Origin of the sequence: Salinimonas lutimaris (assembly GCF_005222225.1) — a bacterium.
In the GTDB taxonomy this organism is placed as follows: domain Bacteria; phylum Pseudomonadota; class Gammaproteobacteria; order Enterobacterales; family Alteromonadaceae; genus Alteromonas; species Alteromonas lutimaris.
Genome location: NZ_CP036536.1, coordinates 2,342,341 through 2,358,271 on the forward strand (window position 1 = coordinate 2,342,341; position 15,931 = coordinate 2,358,271).

General features: G+C 51.4%; 13 protein-coding genes. 5 read left to right on the forward strand and 8 right to left on the reverse strand.

Annotated features, from left to right (window positions below):
* Nucleotides 1-24 precede the first annotated feature (24 nt).
* The gene (gene ggt, locus EZV72_RS10155; RefSeq protein WP_408640845.1) at nt 25-1,755 is read right to left on the reverse strand and encodes a gamma-glutamyltransferase; all 1,731 of its coding nucleotides are present in this window, start codon (nt 1,753-1,755) and stop codon (nt 25-27) included.
* 58 nt (nt 1,756-1,813) lie between these two features.
* Complete coding sequence (locus tag EZV72_RS10160; protein WP_137167145.1) at nt 1,814-2,578, reverse strand: enoyl-CoA hydratase; 765 nt, start codon at nt 2,576-2,578, stop codon at nt 1,814-1,816.
* 90 nt (nt 2,579-2,668) lie between these two features.
* On the opposite strand from EZV72_RS10160, the gene rrtA reads away from it, so the two are divergent.
* Nucleotides 2,669-3,274: a rhombosortase gene (rrtA, locus tag EZV72_RS10165; protein WP_137167146.1), complete on the forward strand. Its 606-nt coding sequence runs from the start codon at nt 2,669-2,671 to the stop codon at nt 3,272-3,274.
* 29 nt (nt 3,275-3,303) lie between these two features.
* Here the strand turns inward: rrtA and EZV72_RS10170 are convergent, their stop codons facing one another.
* Nucleotides 3,304-5,796 carry a S9 family peptidase gene (locus EZV72_RS10170; RefSeq protein ID WP_137167147.1) on the reverse strand — a complete coding sequence of 831 codons (2,493 nt, stop codon included), beginning with the start codon at nt 5,794-5,796 and terminating at the stop codon, nt 3,304-3,306.
* A gap of 154 nt (nt 5,797-5,950) precedes the next feature.
* On the opposite strand from EZV72_RS10170, the gene EZV72_RS10175 reads away from it, so the two are divergent.
* Entirely contained in the window at nt 5,951-6,493 is a 543-nt protein-coding gene (locus EZV72_RS10175) for a glutathione peroxidase (protein WP_137167148.1), read from the forward strand.
* 141 nt (nt 6,494-6,634) lie between these two features.
* Here the strand turns inward: EZV72_RS10175 and EZV72_RS10180 are convergent, their stop codons facing one another.
* Entirely contained in the window at nt 6,635-7,234 is a 600-nt protein-coding gene (locus EZV72_RS10180; RefSeq protein ID WP_137167149.1) for an FMN-dependent NADH-azoreductase, read from the reverse strand.
* A 452-nt stretch (nt 7,235-7,686) separates the two neighbouring features.
* Here EZV72_RS10180 and EZV72_RS10185 point away from each other — a divergent pair, with 452 nt between their 5' ends.
* Nucleotides 7,687-9,414 carry a M1 family metallopeptidase gene (locus EZV72_RS10185; RefSeq protein WP_137167150.1) on the forward strand — a complete coding sequence of 576 codons (1,728 nt, stop codon included), beginning with the start codon at nt 7,687-7,689 and terminating at the stop codon, nt 9,412-9,414.
* 47 nt (nt 9,415-9,461) lie between these two features.
* Here EZV72_RS10185 and EZV72_RS10190 read toward each other — a convergent pair whose 3' ends face one another.
* Nucleotides 9,462-10,703: a cystathionine gamma-synthase family protein gene (locus EZV72_RS10190; RefSeq protein WP_137167151.1), complete on the reverse strand. Its 1,242-nt coding sequence runs from the start codon at nt 10,701-10,703 to the stop codon at nt 9,462-9,464.
* A gap of 206 nt (nt 10,704-10,909) precedes the next feature.
* Between EZV72_RS10190 and EZV72_RS10195 the strand changes: the two genes are divergently transcribed.
* Both EZV72_RS10195 and EZV72_RS10200 read left to right on the forward strand, forming a co-directional pair.
* Nucleotides 10,910-11,677, forward strand: coding sequence for an NRDE family protein (locus EZV72_RS10195; protein ID WP_137167152.1), 768 nt, complete (start codon nt 10,910-10,912; stop codon nt 11,675-11,677).
* Nucleotides 11,678-11,794: 117 nt separating this feature from the next.
* Complete coding sequence (locus EZV72_RS10200; protein WP_137167153.1) at nt 11,795-12,985, forward strand: amino acid aminotransferase; 1,191 nt, start codon at nt 11,795-11,797, stop codon at nt 12,983-12,985.
* A 19-nt stretch (nt 12,986-13,004) separates the two neighbouring features.
* On the opposite strand, the gene EZV72_RS10205 is transcribed toward EZV72_RS10200, so the two are convergent.
* The 3 genes from EZV72_RS10205 to EZV72_RS10215 form a co-directional block, all read right to left on the reverse strand.
* Nucleotides 13,005-13,997 carry an ANTAR domain-containing protein gene (locus EZV72_RS10205; RefSeq protein ID WP_137167154.1) on the reverse strand — a complete coding sequence of 331 codons (993 nt, stop codon included), beginning with the start codon at nt 13,995-13,997 and terminating at the stop codon, nt 13,005-13,007.
* Between the two features lie 150 nt (nt 13,998-14,147).
* Nucleotides 14,148-14,909 carry an SDR family oxidoreductase gene (locus EZV72_RS10210; protein ID WP_137167155.1) on the reverse strand — a complete coding sequence of 254 codons (762 nt, stop codon included), beginning with the start codon at nt 14,907-14,909 and terminating at the stop codon, nt 14,148-14,150.
* A 22-nt stretch (nt 14,910-14,931) separates the two neighbouring features.
* Nucleotides 14,932-15,930 (reverse strand): NADP-dependent oxidoreductase, encoded by a 999-nt coding sequence (locus EZV72_RS10215; RefSeq protein WP_137167156.1) that lies wholly within the window; start codon nt 15,928-15,930, stop codon nt 14,932-14,934.
* Nucleotide 15,931 lies beyond the last annotated feature (1 nt).

Sequence of the window (15,931 nt, forward strand, 5' to 3'; positions counted from 1 at the left end):
TTATTGTGCTGGCCGCCATAATGCCTAACGTCCCACGGCCACGCCCTCGCGTCGTGGATCGGCACCACCAATATAGGTGTTACCTTTTACCTGAATTCCATGCAGACCACTGTTCAGGTCAATCACTTTCACATTGTGGCCTAATGCCTCAAGGGGCTGTTTCAGCGCTTCAGCAGCCGTGCCTTTTTCCAGCGCGGTATAATCATTGCGATTGGTAATGCGAGGTAAGTTAATGGCCTGCTGAATATCCAGTCCCTGATCAATAACACCAATCAGCGTCTGGGCCACATAATCAATAATCCGGCTACCACCTGGTGAGCCCACCACCAGTTCCAGCTCGCCCTGGTCATTAAATACCATGGTCGGACTCATTGCGCTGCGCGGCCGCTTATGGGGCTCAGCGCGATTGGGAACCGGGTAATGTCCGCGTGACGGGTTAAACGAAAAATCCGTCAGCTGATTGTTCAGCAAAAAGCCATCCACCATTAACCCGGAGCCAAACATAAATTCGATACTGGTGGTCATCGATACCGCATTGCCCTGCTTATCGATAATGGAAATATGGCTGGTGTTAGGCAACTCCACCGAGGTACCCAGACTGACTCTGGCATCCTGATAAGGTTTGCCCGCCCGGGCCCGGCGCCAGGGTTTATCAACAGCAATGGTTTGTGCCCGGCGCTTAAGGTACGGCGGGTTAATGAGCGCCGCATACGGCAGGTTGGTAAAGTCGGTATCAGCAATATACATATCCCGGTCAGCAAAGGTCAGTGCACTGGCCTGGGTAAACAGGCTGACAAACTCCTTGCCGGTTGGCGCCATCGCGGAGAGCTCAAAACCTTCCAGCATCTTGAGAATTTGTAACACATTGATACCACCGGAGCTGGGCGGCGCCATGCCACATACTTTATGCGTCCGGTATTCACCGCACACCGGTGCCCGCTCGATCACACGGTAACCAGACAAATCATCAAGCGTGATATTGCCCGGATTCACCGGTGCCTTGTTCACCGTATCGACAATCTTTTGGGCCAGCGGACCGGTATAAAGATAATCAGCGCCGTGTTCGGCAATTTGGCGCAACGTGGTGGCAAGCGGTTTATTTTGTTTGATGACCCCTTCTTTGAGCGGTAGTCCGGCCGGATAAAAATAGGTGCTGCTGCCGGTAAACTCACGCAGACCCGGATGATAATCCAGCGCCACCAGCCTGGCCAGCCGGGCTGACACTTTAAAGCCCTTGGCGGCAGTGGCCGCCGCATCGTCAAACAGACTATTCCAGGCCAGCTTTCCAAACTGAGCGTGACCGGTTTCTAAAGCCCGCAGTGCCCCGGGCACGCCAACAGACTTTCCGCCGACCAATGCTTCCAGGTAGGTCATGGGCTTATTTTTATCCATAAACCAGTAAGGGGTGACCCCGGCCGGTGCCATTTCCCGGCCGTCAAAGGTGTGTAGCTGCTTATTCTGGTTGTCCCAGTATAAGATAAAAGCGCCACCACCGATGCCCGACGACTGGGGTTCAACCAGTGTCAGCATAGCCTGAACAGCCACGGCGGCGTCCATGGCACTGCCGCCCTTTTCCAGTACATTCTTGCCGGCCCATGAGGCATAAGGGTTAGCAGCTACCACCATGTACTGCTTAGCTACATGGGCTTTTTTCTCGATCCTTCCGGTGGCCGCTTCCGGCTCCCCGGCTTCAACCGGGCTGCTGGTCTGCGCCGCCCCGGCCAGCGGACTCAGAAATAGAAAACCGGTGGCCAGAACACTATAAAATCGCTGAAACACACTCTTATGCCCAATCACGCTTATGCTTATCCTATTATCTGAATTTGTCCCGGTTAACCGGTCGCTTGTTTAAAAACGCATCAAAGGCTTCCTGCGCCGCCTCGGTCCCCATCGCCTCAATAAACAAATCCATTTCTACATTGATTTGCTGTTCTACGGCGTCTTTGTCGTTATCCAGTAAGGCTTTGGTATGGGATAACGCAAACTGGGGTTTGGCCGCCAGTGACTGGCATACCTGTGCGACTTTGTCTGCCAGTTGGCTGGCTTCAACAACACCGGATACCAGACCAAACTGCTGTGCTTCATCAGCGCCAAAAGGTTCGCCCAGCATCAGCCATTCACTGGCTTTGCGGCGACCGGCCAGTTTCGGCAGCAAGTAACTTGACGCATATTCGGGCACCAGCCCTAAATTGATGAAAGGTAATACAAATTTCACCTCAGGCTCGCAGTATACTAAGTCACAATGTAGCAATAAAGTTGTACCTATACCAACTGCCATACCATGAACCTGGGCCACCACCGGATGCCGGCACTCCACCAGCGCCCGCATGAACGCCGATACCTCTGCCACCTGATTGCCTTCGTCCCGGTTGGCAAAATCGCTGATGTCGTTACCCGCGGTAAAACAACTGCCGGCAGCGGTCAGCCTGACCACCCTGACCTGCGGGTCCTGATTAGCCTCGTTCAGGGTATCTGCCATAGCCTGATACATTTGTCGGGTCAGCGCGTTTTTCTTATCGGCCCGGTTCATCTCAAGGGTCAGGATGCCCTCTTGCAGGGTGACATTAATATTACTCATGCTGTGTCCTTTTTTCTTTAGCAGGGTCAATTATGACGGTTTTTCCGGTATCATAACCAGCAACAACGAAAATAAAAATCATTGTGAGTGATGATCAAACTACCTCTTTCCTTTGGCCACTGGATTGGCCCTGCCACCATTGCGCTGTTATCTGCCTTGTGTTTTGTGCTGCCTGACAGTCAGTTTCGCCTGCTTACCTTCGACCGGTACGCCGTCGATGGTCTGGAAACCTGGCGGCTGTTGTCAGCCAACCTGTTGCACACCAATATCAATCATTTGCTGTTAAATACTGGCGGTCTGCTGATGCTGTGGTTGCTGCACGGTGAACATTACAGCCCGCTGCGGTTTATGAAGGTGTTCTGGTGGTGTGCGCTGGCTACCGGCGCCGGGCTTTACCTGCTATCGCCGTCTATGCTCTGGTATGTAGGGTTATCCGGTGCGCTGCACGGGGTCTTTTGCTGGGGCGCCTGTATGGATATTCGTCACCAGATGAAATCTGGCTGGCTGTTGCTGGCCGGGGTCACCGTCAAGATTGCCTATGAACAAATTTATGGAGCAAGCCCGGCGGTAGCGACTATGATTGATGCCAAAGTAGCGGTTGATGCGCACCTGTACGGCGCTGTGGCCGGTGTGCTGTTGTTTGTGGCGATTCGACTAACCAGTACATCCTCTGCCCCCAGCACCTCGGGCACATAAAAAACGCCGGCTCAGGGGCCGGCGTGCTATTACAGGTTTTGTTCGAATAATTTATAAATCCGACGGTACTCGTCCAGCCATGAGCTGGGCTGTACAAAGCCATGGGGCTCAACCGGATAAATAGCCGTTTCAAAATCTTCTTTTTCCAGCTCGATCAACCGCTGAACCAGGCGTACCGAGTCCTGGAAAAACACATTGTCGTCCACCATGGGGGCGTTGATAAGCAATGGCTTTTGCAAACCTTCGGCAAAGTAAATGGGCGAACTGCGTTCATAGGCTATCGGGTCAGTCTCAGGCGTATTGAGAATGTTCGCGGTATACGGCGTGTTGTAATGAGCCCAGTCAGTAACCGGACGCAGTGCTGCACCGGCAGCAAACAAATCCGGTGCGGTAAACATCGACATAAAGGTCAAAAAGCCACCGTAGGAGCCGCCGTAGGTGCCAATACGGTTACGATCCACATTGGCATTGTCTACCAGCCAGTCAACGCCGTCCCGTAAATCCTGCACCTCAGGTGTTCCCATCTGGCGGTAAATGGCCGTACGCCAGTCCCGGCCATATCCGGCGGATGCCCGGTAATCCATATCCATAACCACATAGCCCTGTTGTACCAGCATGCTGTGGAACATAAATTCACGGAAATACCCTGACCAGCCCATGTGCGCATTTTGCAGATAGCCGGCACCGTGATTAAACACCACCGCCTTGTGCGCATCGCCCTGCTCTACCCCTTCAGGCAAATACACCCGGGCATAGATTGGCTGGCTGGTATGTGATGATTCAATCGCTACCACCTGAGGCTGCGCCCACGGCAACGCTTTAAACTGCTCACTGACAGTATCGGTAATTTTGCTGGCACCGGTGGTGGTATCAGCCGGCTTAATATACAGCTCAGGCGGTGTAGTGACCTTACTGTGGGTTAACAGCAAGGTCTGCTCGTCAGGCGACAGGGTATATTCTGTCATCCCATCAAGGTCAGTCAGCGCTTCATTCTGGCCGCTTTTCAGATTGACCCGGTAAATCTCATAAATGCCCGGATGTTTTTTATTCGCCTGATAGTACAGATAGTCGTCATTGCGGGTCAGCGTGGGGTTGTCTGTAATAAACTGCCCCTGGGTCAGGGCCTGCGGCGCCTGACCGGGAACCTGGGTATACAGATGCGCATAACCGGACTGTTCAGACTGATAATACAGGGTTTCACTGTTATGCAGCCAGCCGAACTGATTAAACCGGTAGTTTATCCAGGCATCGTCATGCAGGCGATTTTGCGACACCAGTTTGGCCTCATCCAGATCCACAGTGGCAATCCAGCGGTCTTTGTTATCCCAGGCTTCGAGCATGACAGCCACCTGTTCGCCATTGTCGTGCCAGCGAATGGATGGCTCAGTCCAGTACCAGCTTTCCAGCAGGGTGATGTCGCGGGGTAACCGGTTGACCTGATAAGTCTCGCCATTGGCTTTGGCGTTTTCAGCCTTCACTTCTGCCAGCACATCTTCGTTATAACCCGGTAAAGAGACAAACGATAACGGCTGTTTGGTGGCCGTGTTTAAATCCACCAGCCACAGGTCGTGATTTTCCGGTTCGGCATCCGCCACTCTGGGGCGCACCGGTTTTGCTGCAATCCGGCTGTCTTCCTGAATGTAGTGAGGCATGATGTCGTTTTCACCACGCCATTCGCCTTTTTTAGTCGTTGCAATGATAGCTTTATCACCTTTAGGCGACACCGACACCGCGACCAGTTGCTGGTCAGGCGACAAATACACGGTTGATGGCGCCACCGCCGGATTGACTCTGGCAATTTGCTCATCCTGATCAGCCTGTGCCTGGCGGTCGCTGCGCTGGCGGGCAATATACTGCATCAGCGACACCTGCTCGCCGGCAATATAATCCTCCGGGGCTTTGACCACTTCAGGCTGTTCTGCAAACTCCCAGTGCAGCAACTGTTCACGCTGACCGGTGCGAAGATCAATAGCAATGGCTTTATTGCCGGTCAGACCCATCAGGCGCCCGTCGGTCATAAAGGTCAGTTTTTTAAGTGGGGCGCCCCCCCGGGTCAACTGAACTGTTTTGCCATAAGCAAACCTGACAAAAACGCTGTCTTTATAGCGATAGGCGATGGTCTGACCGTCCTGACTCACCGCCTTCTCTTCATAACTGACATGTTGTAACGCATCCAGCGAAACCTGTTGGGCCTGTTGCGGCGAGGTAATAGCGGCGGCATACACATCCTGCAGGCGGCTGTTCTGACGCTGACGGTCATAAACAACCTGACTGCCATCGACCGAGAAGCGGGCATGCTCTGGCTGGCGGCCCAGCCACTGTGGATCAGACATAATTTGTTTCAGTGTGATCTGACCCGCCGCAGCCGGATTAACATCGGCGACCGGGGTGACCACTTTTTCCGGCTGACGGGTTGGCGCTGTGTCAGGGGAGCTTGATGAGGTTTGCGGCGCGGTAGCCGCACAGCCAGACAATGCAGCGGCAACCGCAGATGCCAGCAGCAATGATGATAGTTTTTTCATGTCGTGAATCTTTTATAGTTTGTTATACGAACATAGGCCATTATACGCAGGGTCACTTTGTGCTGGTCAAGTGTCGTCTGTTTTGTTGTTGCAACTATCTTATAAACAAAACGTAAACCACGCTGGCCCGCTCACATAAACAAGGAATCTTCTGATGAAAAAACGTCTCGCCGCGGTGGGCTTGTGCCTGTTAAGTAGCTCAGTGCTCGCCCAGGACTGTCCTTCGGTATTAAAGTTTGTGAAACGCAAACTCAATTCTCAGGAAACAGTAAATTTATGTCAGGCTTATCAGGGCAAAACACTGTTGGTGGTCAACACGGCCAGCTATTGTGGGTACACACCCCAGTTTGAAGGTCTGGAAGCCATGTATGAAAAATACCGTGACCACGGTCTGGTGATTCTGGGCTTTCCTTCGCATGACTTTAATCAGGAGGCGGATAATGAAGAAAAAACCGCCCAATTATGTGAACTGACTTACGGCGTGAAGTTTCCGATGTTTGAACCTACTCATGTGCGCGGCGATGACGCCGATCCTCTGTATCAGATGCTCAAACGGGCCACCGGTGAGGCGCCGGGATGGAATTTCAATAAATACCTGATTGATAGCAGCGGCAATATTCTGGAGCATTATCCGGCCAGCGTCACTCCCACGGATCCGGCGCTTGTCAAGCGGGTAGAAACTCTGCTCGATTCCTGATGTTCGGGCAAAAAAAAGCCCCGCATCCGGCGGGGCAATCAAGCACACTCAACTTGGAACACACTTTAGCATGAAAACAAACACTGTCTGACGCGTGCCAGACACCGCTTTTTTGCTAACTGCATAAATTTAGTCAGTGACTTATCCGATTAGTTCAATAATTTTTTCATTAGCCGACGAAAAAGCGCTATCTGCCACCTCAGAGCCCATAGCCAGACCTTCTGCGTACACAAAACGTACATCGGTGATACCGATAAAACCAAAGAAATGCGTCAGGTACGGTGTCTGGGTATCAAATTCAGATCCCTGATATTGTCCGCCCCGCGCTGCCAGAACGGTAACACGCTTGCCTTCTACTAAACCAACCGGGCCGTTTTCGGTATATCTGAACGTAATACCTGCACGGGCAACACGATCAATCCACGCTTTGAGCACTGATGGAATACCAAAGTTGTACATAGGTACACCAATTACAACCTCATCTGCCTGCTGAAATTCCTCCACCAGGTTATCAGAAAGTGCCGCTAACGCTTTTTGCTCTTCGGTACGCTCTTCGGCCGGTGTCATCCATGCCCCCATTTCAACACCGCTTAAATGTGGCAGAGCATCCTCAGCCAGGTTGCGTTCTACAATCTGCACGTCAGGCTGCTTGGCCAGCGTGTCCACGTATTTCTGAGTTAGCTTGCTGGAGTTACCTTCTGCATGGTTCAGGCTGGTATTGATTACTAACACCGTCGACATAACACACCTCTTGTGGTTGCTGTAAGTTGTTTGACGGTTGGCATTGTAAAAAAGCAGGTAAATAAAAAAAATGGCAAAGAAGTGATATGAGCGTTCGTTATTTTAGAATTTAAAGCAGGTTGCAAGTGTGAGGCTCCCACCGGGAAAGTATACTGAAGTTCGCCAAAACAGAGAGTAACCCGACCAGATGTTTATTCGGAGCCTACGCACTTTGCTTTATGATAATAACACTGCTACCGGGGCTTGTCTGCCGTTTTTTTAACGCGCCATTTACAAATCTTGTCGTGTTAGCGGAAGATGTTACGTGAGATAATAAAAGTACGGTAAAACAAGCAGGTACGCCGTTTAATCCAGCTAAAATTACGATTTATCGCGCCAGACTATACCCTGTTCGCAAAATTCGTCATCATAGCGGAAAGAAACGTTAATAATAACAACATACAGGAAATGTCATGCGAAGACTGGCTGCAGGCCTTATTCCACTGATAATACTAAGCGGCTGCGCCACCCGTGACCCGGTGGTGAAAGGTCAGCCAACCCGCGAGCTGTCTACGCCCTACACCCTGAAAACCGGCGGACAGACACCGCCTCTGCAACGGGGCCTGACGGTAGAACATGCGGAACTGTGGTTCAATTTCGATTTTAAACGGCAGGTGCTCTACGGCACGACCGAACTCACCCTGAACAGCGAACGCCGCAAGCGTACCCTGTCGGTTGATCTGGACACTCGCTTTGAAGTGGAAGGCGTATGGCTCAATGGCAAGCAGGTCCCGCCGGGAAATGTTAAAAACCCTGACGGTCAGCTGCTCATTACTCCACAGCAGGCGATTCAGTTTCCGCTCAGCGTAAAAATTAAATATGTGGGTCGCCCGCGTAAACCGGTCAATGCGCCGTGGGATGGCGGTGTAATGTGGAATACCACTGATGACGGTGAACCCTGGCTGGCCACCGCGGTGCAGGGCGAAGGCTGTGATTTATTCTGGCCTTGTGTCGATCAGCCATTTGGCGAGCCCCAGTCGATGGATATTCACATTACCGTGCCCAAAAATCTGGTGGCTGCGAGTAACGGTAAACTGGTGGATGTAGCCGAGCAGGAGTCTGCCCATACCTATCACTGGAAAACCAGCACGCCCACTAACACGTACGGGGTAGCCCTGAATATTGCGCCGTACAAAACACTGACCTCCCAATATCGCAGCATGTACGGTAATCGCTTTCCCATCACCTATTACTATCTGGCCAGCGATGAAAACGAAAAAGCACAGGCACAAGGCTTGTTTGATGAGCTGCCCGCCATGCTGGCTTTTTTTGAAAAGCTGATTGGTCCCTACCCGTTTGCCGATGACAAAGTCGGGGTGGTACAAACCCCACACAAGGGCATGGAACATCAGACCATTAACGCCTATGGCAATAACTACGAAAAAGACGAGTACGGCTTTGACTGGCTGATGCAGCATGAATTTGCCCATGAATGGTTTGGTAATCAGCTGACCAACAAAGACTGGGATGACATGTGGCTGCATGAAGGCTTAGGGACCTACATGCAACCCTTGTATGCCCAGTACCTGCATGGCGAGCTGGCTTACATGGCCTATTTGAACAAAATCCGCAAACCGCTGATAAATGATGTGCCTATTGTCAGCGGGCAGACCCGTTCTGAAGAGCAGGTTTATGAGGATGGCCCGGGGTTGGACATTTATTATAAAGGGGCCTGGGTGATGCACACCCTGCGTCAGCTGATTGGCGATGGTCACTTTTTTGCTGCGGTGACGCAGGCGGTATACGGGCGCCCCGACCCTGAGCCGGGTAATTTTTCACCGGTTTATCTTAATACCCAGGACTTTATTGATATCGTTAACCAGCAAACAGGACAGGATTACCGCTGGTTTTTTGATGTGTATCTGTATCACGCCTCGCTGCCAGAAGTGATTAGTCAGCGTACCCGCAATCAGTTGCGCCTGGAATGGCAGACCGAAGGCGACCTGCCTTTTCCCATGCCGCTGGATGTCAGCGTAAACGGTGATATCACCACGCTGGATATGCGTCAGCCGCAAACTATTACAGTCAGCCCTAAACATGTGGTGATTATTGATCCGCTGAGTAAAGTGCTGCGCTATGACCAGCGCTATGAAGATCTAAAGGATTACGAACAAACTCAGAAAGAAAATAAAAAGAAGTAACGTAAAGTGCATAGCAGCGGGTCACTGCCAGTGACCCGCCTGCATGGTTAATACTGGTCAAGCGCCTGACGGAAGTCTTCTACCAGATCATCAATATCTTCAATGCCCACAGAAACCCGGATCATGGTTTCTGAAATCCCCATTTTTGCCCGTTCCTGCGGGCCGTTTTCAAAGAAAATCGTCGGTGCTACCGGCAGTGCCAGTGTCCGGGTGTCGCCCAGATGGGTCGCGCATATCACCAGCTTAAGCTTGTTTAAAAAGTCGACCGGGTCAATACCGGCTTTCAAATCCAGACTCAAAATTGCGCCATAACCGCCGCTTAACTGTTCTCTGGCCATAAAATGCTGAGGGTGGTCCGCCAGTCCCGGATAAAACACCCGCTCAACCTGCGCATGATTATCCAGCAGCGTGGCAAGTCTTGCTGCATTGTCGCAGGCTTTGGCCATACGCAGCGCCAGTGTTTCCATACCCACCGCAATTTTATGCGCGGCATCAGGTGTCAGGGTCGCGCCCATATCCCTAAGGCCTTTTTTCTTAATCTGGGTCAGCCCCCACTGGCGGGTATCTGCCACCTGATAAGCCGGTTTGATGTTAGCAAACTGCTGCCAGTCGTACAGGCCGGTGTCGATGACCGCGCCGCCCAGTACATTGCCGTGACCGGCCACATATTTGGTCAGTGAGGTGGTAACCAGACTGGCGCCGGCTGCTTTGGCATCAAATAACGGTGGCGGCGTCATGGTATTATCCACGATCAGCGGAATGCCCCGCTCTTCACAATAGCGGCCAATGCCCTGAATATCCGCCACCTGCGTCACCGGATTGGCCACGGTTTCGGTGAATACAGCCCGGGTATTAGGCTGATAGGCATCTTTGATATTTTCCAGCGAGGTCACATCAACAAAGCTGATTTGAATACCCATGTCCATCAGCGTATTCATCAGGCTACGGGTATTACCAAACAGATACTGGCTCACAATTACGTGATCGCCGTGTTTAAATAACGATAAAAATACAGAGCTGATGGCAGCCATGCCAGTGGCAAAGCACACCGCACCGATCCCGCCTTCCAGTGCATTAATCTGATTCGACAGCGCCATGGCTGAATTAGAAGACGAGCGTCCATAAACATGGCCGGCCTGTTTGCCCTGGAAAACATCAATAATGCCCTGTGCGTCGGTAAATTCGAATAGCACAGAATTGGTAGAGGCGGTATGAACAGCACCGTTTTCCGGTGAATTAAGCAGGCGATCAGCATGCACCTGACGGGTGGTAAAGCCCTGTTTACTCACGTAAGTCGCTCCGATTGTAGATATTAAGATAAGGCAGGTAGGCAACACTAGCATATTTCGGTGCGGTTGTTTAACCAATGAAATAATTATGCAGGCGCCCGAAACGGGATGAGCGCGCAGACTCATTCATTGGTTTTATACTGATCTGAACTACGCCGTATGCTTTATATAAAATTTACACCAGGCAAGGGGAGAAGTAGTCGCCAATGTGTATTTTGTTTATCGCCAGTCAGCAGCGTAAAGATTATCCGCTGATTATCGCCGCCAACCGCGACGAGTTTCATGCCAGACCCACTCAGGGCTCGCATATCTGGTCTTCCCACCCTCCCATTTTTGCCGGTAAAGACTTACAGGCCGGCGGCACCTGGATGGGCGTTACCCGGGGCGGGCGAATCAGTGCACTGACCAACATCCGCAAACCCGGCAGTGACAAACAGGACGCCATCAGTCGCGGCCATCTGGTACTTAACTACCTGACCAGCCCAGACAGCGACGAACAGTTTACCGCGCAGATGCATCAGCATCGCGCTGATTACAATGGCTTTAATCTGCTGTATGGCACCTGGCAATCATTGCAGGTTTATAACAATCACAGTGGCCGGCATGAGCCGGTGACAGCCGGTGTGCATGGCCTGTCTAATGCCAGTCTTAATGCGCCATGGCCAAAAGTGTCCCGCGGGGTTGCCGCACTGAGTGAATATTGCGCGTTTCAGCCCACCTTAAACGAGCAGGACCTGTTCCGTCTGTTGCAGGATGACACCCCGGCCCCGGACGAGGCCCTGCCGGATACCGGCATTGAAAAGAAGTGGGAAAAACGGTTATCTCCCATATTTATTCGTTCCCAGGATTATGGCACCCGTGCATCGACCCTGTTACTGGTAAAGCGAGACGGCACAGCTATCTGGTCTGAACAAACCTATTTACCCGATGGCAGTGTGGCTGACCAGTCTCGGGCACACTTTCAGTTTAATTAATATTTTTGCATAATTATTCAAAAATATTCTGATTAATTGAGAATCGGGTCTCGTATTTTTCAACACTGATGGCATAATGCCAGCCTCGCTTAAATTCACGCAACGTGAGGAACTATCGTGTTTGAAGTATTACCCCATTTAGAACCAGATCCGATTCTGGGTTTGTCTGCCGCTTATAAAGAAGATACCAACGACGCCAAGATTGATTTGGGCGTAGGTGTTTATAAGGACGAGCAAGGTAATACACCGATTATGACGTCGGTCGCCAAAGCCCAGAATATTCTGCTGGAGCGCGAAACCAGCAAAACTTATATTACGCCACAGGGTCATCAGGGCTACATCGACAATATGCTAACGCTATTGTTAGGTGAAGGCAGTCAGGTCATGCTGGCAGACCGCGTGGCAGCTGTTCAGGCACCCGGTGGTTGTGGCGCTCTGCGTATTTTATCGGAGCTACTGGCACGGTGCAGTGACAATGCGCGGGTATTTGTCAGCGATCCAACCTGGGCCAATCACATTCCTTTGATTGGCTCTGCCGGTCTGAAGCTTGAAACCTACCCGTACTTTGATAAAGACACTGCCAGCATTCGCTTTGACGCCATGATGGACAAGTTAAAAGAAGCGGGTAAAGGTGATGTGGTACTGCTGCATGGCTGCTGCCATAACCCAACCGGTGCAGACCTGACCAACGCGCAGTGGGATGCGGTGCTTGAGCTGGCTCAGGAGCGTGGCTTCCTGCCGTTCCTGGACGTGGCTTACCTGGGTTTTGGTGACGGTCTTGAAGAAGATGCCTATGGTATTCGCCTGCTGGCAGAAAACCTGCCAGAAGTCATTATTGCCGCATCATGCAGCAAAAACTTTGGCCTGTACCGCGAGCGTGTTGGCTTAGCAGCCATCATCACCGAAACCAGCCAGATTAAGAAAATTGCTCAGGGTCAGATCCAGTCTGTTGCCCGCGGCATTTATTCTATGCCGCCTAGCTACGGCGGTGCGCTGGTTGACATTATTCTGTCAGATGTGGCGTTAAAGCAGGAATGGGTTGGTGAAGTCAACAGCATGCGTAATCGTATGCAAACCCTGCGCGCTATGCTGGTTGATAAACTGGAAGAAAACGGCGCTGATAAAGATTTCAGCTTCTTAAATACCCAAAAAGGCATGTTCTCCTTCTTGTGTATTTCGCCAGAACAGGTCCGTGAAGTACGTGCCAAGCACAGCGTTTATTTTGTTGACTCAAGCCGCGTGAATATTGCCGGTATTAACCAGCACAATGTTGATGCACTGGCTAAAGCCCTGGTGTCGGTACTGTAATATTGAGGATGCCCTCAGTTTAAAAACGTTCCATATCAAGTAGCCGGGCTCCGCCCGGCGCTTTTTTTTCAGACCACTCAGACATTCCCGACACGGTTTTATCCAGCCGTCCGGCCAGTTGTTTCAAACCCCGTTCGCCGGTTTGCGTATCCTGCGCGTTAATCAGTTCAAGCACCGCCAGCTGTGTTTCCTGCAAGGCCTGTTTATGACGTAACTGACAATAATGAGCGTGGGCAATGATAAGGGTTTTCACACACACATCGATAATCGTTTCGTATAACGCCTCTTCACTATGTGCCACATGTTTTATCAGTAACGACACATCCCCTTCATTGATGATACAGCGCCGCCCGAATCGATAGCAGGTGCCCTGATTCTTAAGTACGGCAAAGGTTTCCGCCAGATTATCCTCACAGTCGCGATCATCACAGTTGAACTGATGCTGCTGGTCCAGATCACGAAACTCCAGGGCGCAGTGAATACCGTTGAGCGTTAACGTACTGAGTATTTTTTTGCTCAGCAGTGTCATGCTATCGGTGGTGACCAGCGATGCCGCCAAATCCATGCCCATGCCGTATATCCGGCACTGATGAATAGCTTCCTGAGTCGATAGCGCAGTTTCCTCCCGGTCCCGGCGCATTTGCCCTAAGGTTTCTATCTGATTTTTTACCGCCAGTACCGACTCGGTGAACTGAATCACCTTATACGGTTTGGTAATATAAAACGAGGCACCGTGGTTATACGCCTCGATCATACTGGCTTCGCGGGAATCGTCGGTCACCACAAGCAGCACCGGTGATGCGCCAGCCTCGGTATTGTTAAAATAGCGGTGTAACCCGGTGACCTTTTCACCGCCCACCGCAAACACACTAATCACGATATCGCTTTGTGTAATGAGCGGGGTCGCGGCATTAAAATCTGCCACCCGGGTAATAGAAAAATACTCATCCAACGCCATTTCAAAAATGTCAGCCTGAATGTCATCCGGCTCAATCAGCAATAAATTAAGCATCCTTTGCTTCCCCCTGACGATGAAAAAAAGTTAATACTTAATAGTTATAGTTGGAAACCGGCGCATTTGCTGAAATTTAATCCCCTGAAAAGCACGCATAAAAAAAGCCGCAAACAGATGCAGCTTTTTTTCAGGTTCAGCCAGGTGTTATTACACCAGTAATCCGCCATCCACGATAACCGACGCCCCGGTGGTATAGCTGGAAGCATCGGACACCAGATACAATACAGTGCCGGCCATTTCGTCCGGGTCCGCCACCCGGCCCAGTGGGATCTGGGTTAACGCGCCTTTAAGAATCTTCTCGTTAGAGGTCAGCGCTGAGGCAAATTTGGTATCCGTCAGGCCAGGCAGTAAAGCATTGACGCGGATATTGTGCTGACCACATTCTTTAGCAAATGATTTGGTCATACTGATTACCGCCGCCTTGGTGATTGAGTAAATGCCCTGCATATCGCCAGGCACCACCCCGTTTACCGATGCGGTGTTTAAGATCACGCCACCGCCCTGCTCGCGCATCATTTTGCCCGCGGCCACTGACATGAAAAAATAACCACGAATATTCACATCCACGGTTTTTTCATAAGCCGCCATATCGGTATCCAGAATATGTCCGAAGTAAGGATTGGCCGCCGCATTGTTCACCAGAATATCCAGCTGGCCATGGGCTTGTTTAACATGCTCAAAGACCGCTTCAATCTGCGCCATCTCACCTACATGGCAGGCAAACGCCGTGGCCTTGCCGCCCGCATCCCGAATGCTGGCAGCCACAGTCTCACAGGCTTCCTGTTTGCGGCTTGAAACAATCACGTGGGCACCATACTGGGCCAGCAGGTGAGCAATGGACTCACCAATTCCCCGACTTGCACCGGTAACCAGTGCCACTTTTCCTGAAAGATCGAATAAGTTTTTCATTGCAGGCTTTCCTTGTCTCAGGCTAGTCGAATTTCAACACCAGCTTGCCAAAGTTTTCCCCTTTAAACAGCATCATCAGCGTTTCAGGGAAGTTCTCAATACCGCTTTCCACATGTTCTTTGGCTTTTAGTTTGCCTTGCTGAATCCAGCCTGCCATTTCTTTAGCGGCTTCGCCGTAATGTCTGGCGTTATCAAACACCACAATGCCTTCCATGCGGGCACGGTTAACCAGCAGCGACAGATAATTGGCCGGGCCTTTTACCGCACTGGTGTTGTTGTACTGACTGATAGCCCCGCAAATCACGATACGGGCTTTCAGGTTGATACGGGTTAACACCGCATCCAGAATATCGCCACCCACATTATCAAAATACACATCCACGCCATCCGGGCAGTGTTCTTTTAAGCCCGCATGCACGCTTTCATTTTTGTAATCAATGGCCGCATCAAAACCCAGTTCGTTCACCACATAACCGCATTTATCCGCCCCACCGGCAATACCGACAACCCGGCAGCCCTTAATTTTAGCGATTTGGCCGACCACGCCGCCTACAGCACCGGCTGCGCCAGATACCACTACAGTTTCGCCCGCTTCAGGTAAACCGGTTTTCAGTAGTCCAAAATAAGCGGTCATGCCCGGCATGCCCAGTACGCCCAGATAACGCTCCAGTGGCGCCAGTGCCGGATCTACCTTATGCACGCCCTTGGTGTCAGACACCGCAATCGTCTGCACGCCAAAGTTGCCATAGACCTTGTCACCCACAGCAAATTCATCACTGTTAGACTCCAGTACCTCACCTACTGCGCCGGCCCGCATTACATCGCCCAGCTGCACCGGCTCAATGTAAGACTTGCCTTCATTCATCCAGCCTCGCATGGCCGGGTCCAGCGATATATACTCAACCTTGACCTTGATCTGACCCGCGCCGGTTTCAGCACTGTCTGTTTCTTTAAATTCCCAGTTTTCGCGGGTCGGTTCACCGTGTGGGCGCGAAGCCAGTAACCATTGTTTATTCTTCATA

Excerpts from the sequence above, each read along its gene's own strand:
- EZV72_RS10160 (WP_137167145.1), bottom strand. The coding sequence starts at position 2,578 with ATGAGTAATATTAATGTCACCCTGCAAGAGGGCATCCTGACCCTTGAG.
- rrtA (WP_137167146.1), top strand. The coding sequence starts at position 2,669 with ATGATCAAACTACCTCTTTCCTTTGGCCACTGGATTGGCCCTGCCACC.
- EZV72_RS10170 (WP_137167147.1), bottom strand. The coding sequence starts at position 5,796 with ATGAAAAAACTATCATCATTGCTGCTGGCATCTGCGGTTGCCGCTGCA.
- EZV72_RS10175 (WP_137167148.1), top strand. The coding sequence starts at position 5,951 with ATGAAAAAACGTCTCGCCGCGGTGGGCTTGTGCCTGTTAAGTAGCTCA.
- EZV72_RS10180 (WP_137167149.1), bottom strand. The coding sequence starts at position 7,234 with ATGTCGACGGTGTTAGTAATCAATACCAGCCTGAACCATGCAGAAGGT.
- EZV72_RS10185 (WP_137167150.1), top strand. The coding sequence starts at position 7,687 with ATGCGAAGACTGGCTGCAGGCCTTATTCCACTGATAATACTAAGCGGC.
- EZV72_RS10195 (WP_137167152.1), top strand. The coding sequence starts at position 10,910 with ATGTGTATTTTGTTTATCGCCAGTCAGCAGCGTAAAGATTATCCGCTG.
- EZV72_RS10205 (WP_137167154.1), bottom strand. The coding sequence starts at position 13,997 with ATGCTTAATTTATTGCTGATTGAGCCGGATGACATTCAGGCTGACATT.
- EZV72_RS10210 (WP_137167155.1), bottom strand. The coding sequence starts at position 14,909 with ATGAAAAACTTATTCGATCTTTCAGGAAAAGTGGCACTGGTTACCGGT.
- EZV72_RS10215 (WP_137167156.1), bottom strand. The coding sequence starts at position 15,930 with ATGAAGAATAAACAATGGTTACTGGCTTCGCGCCCACACGGTGAACCG.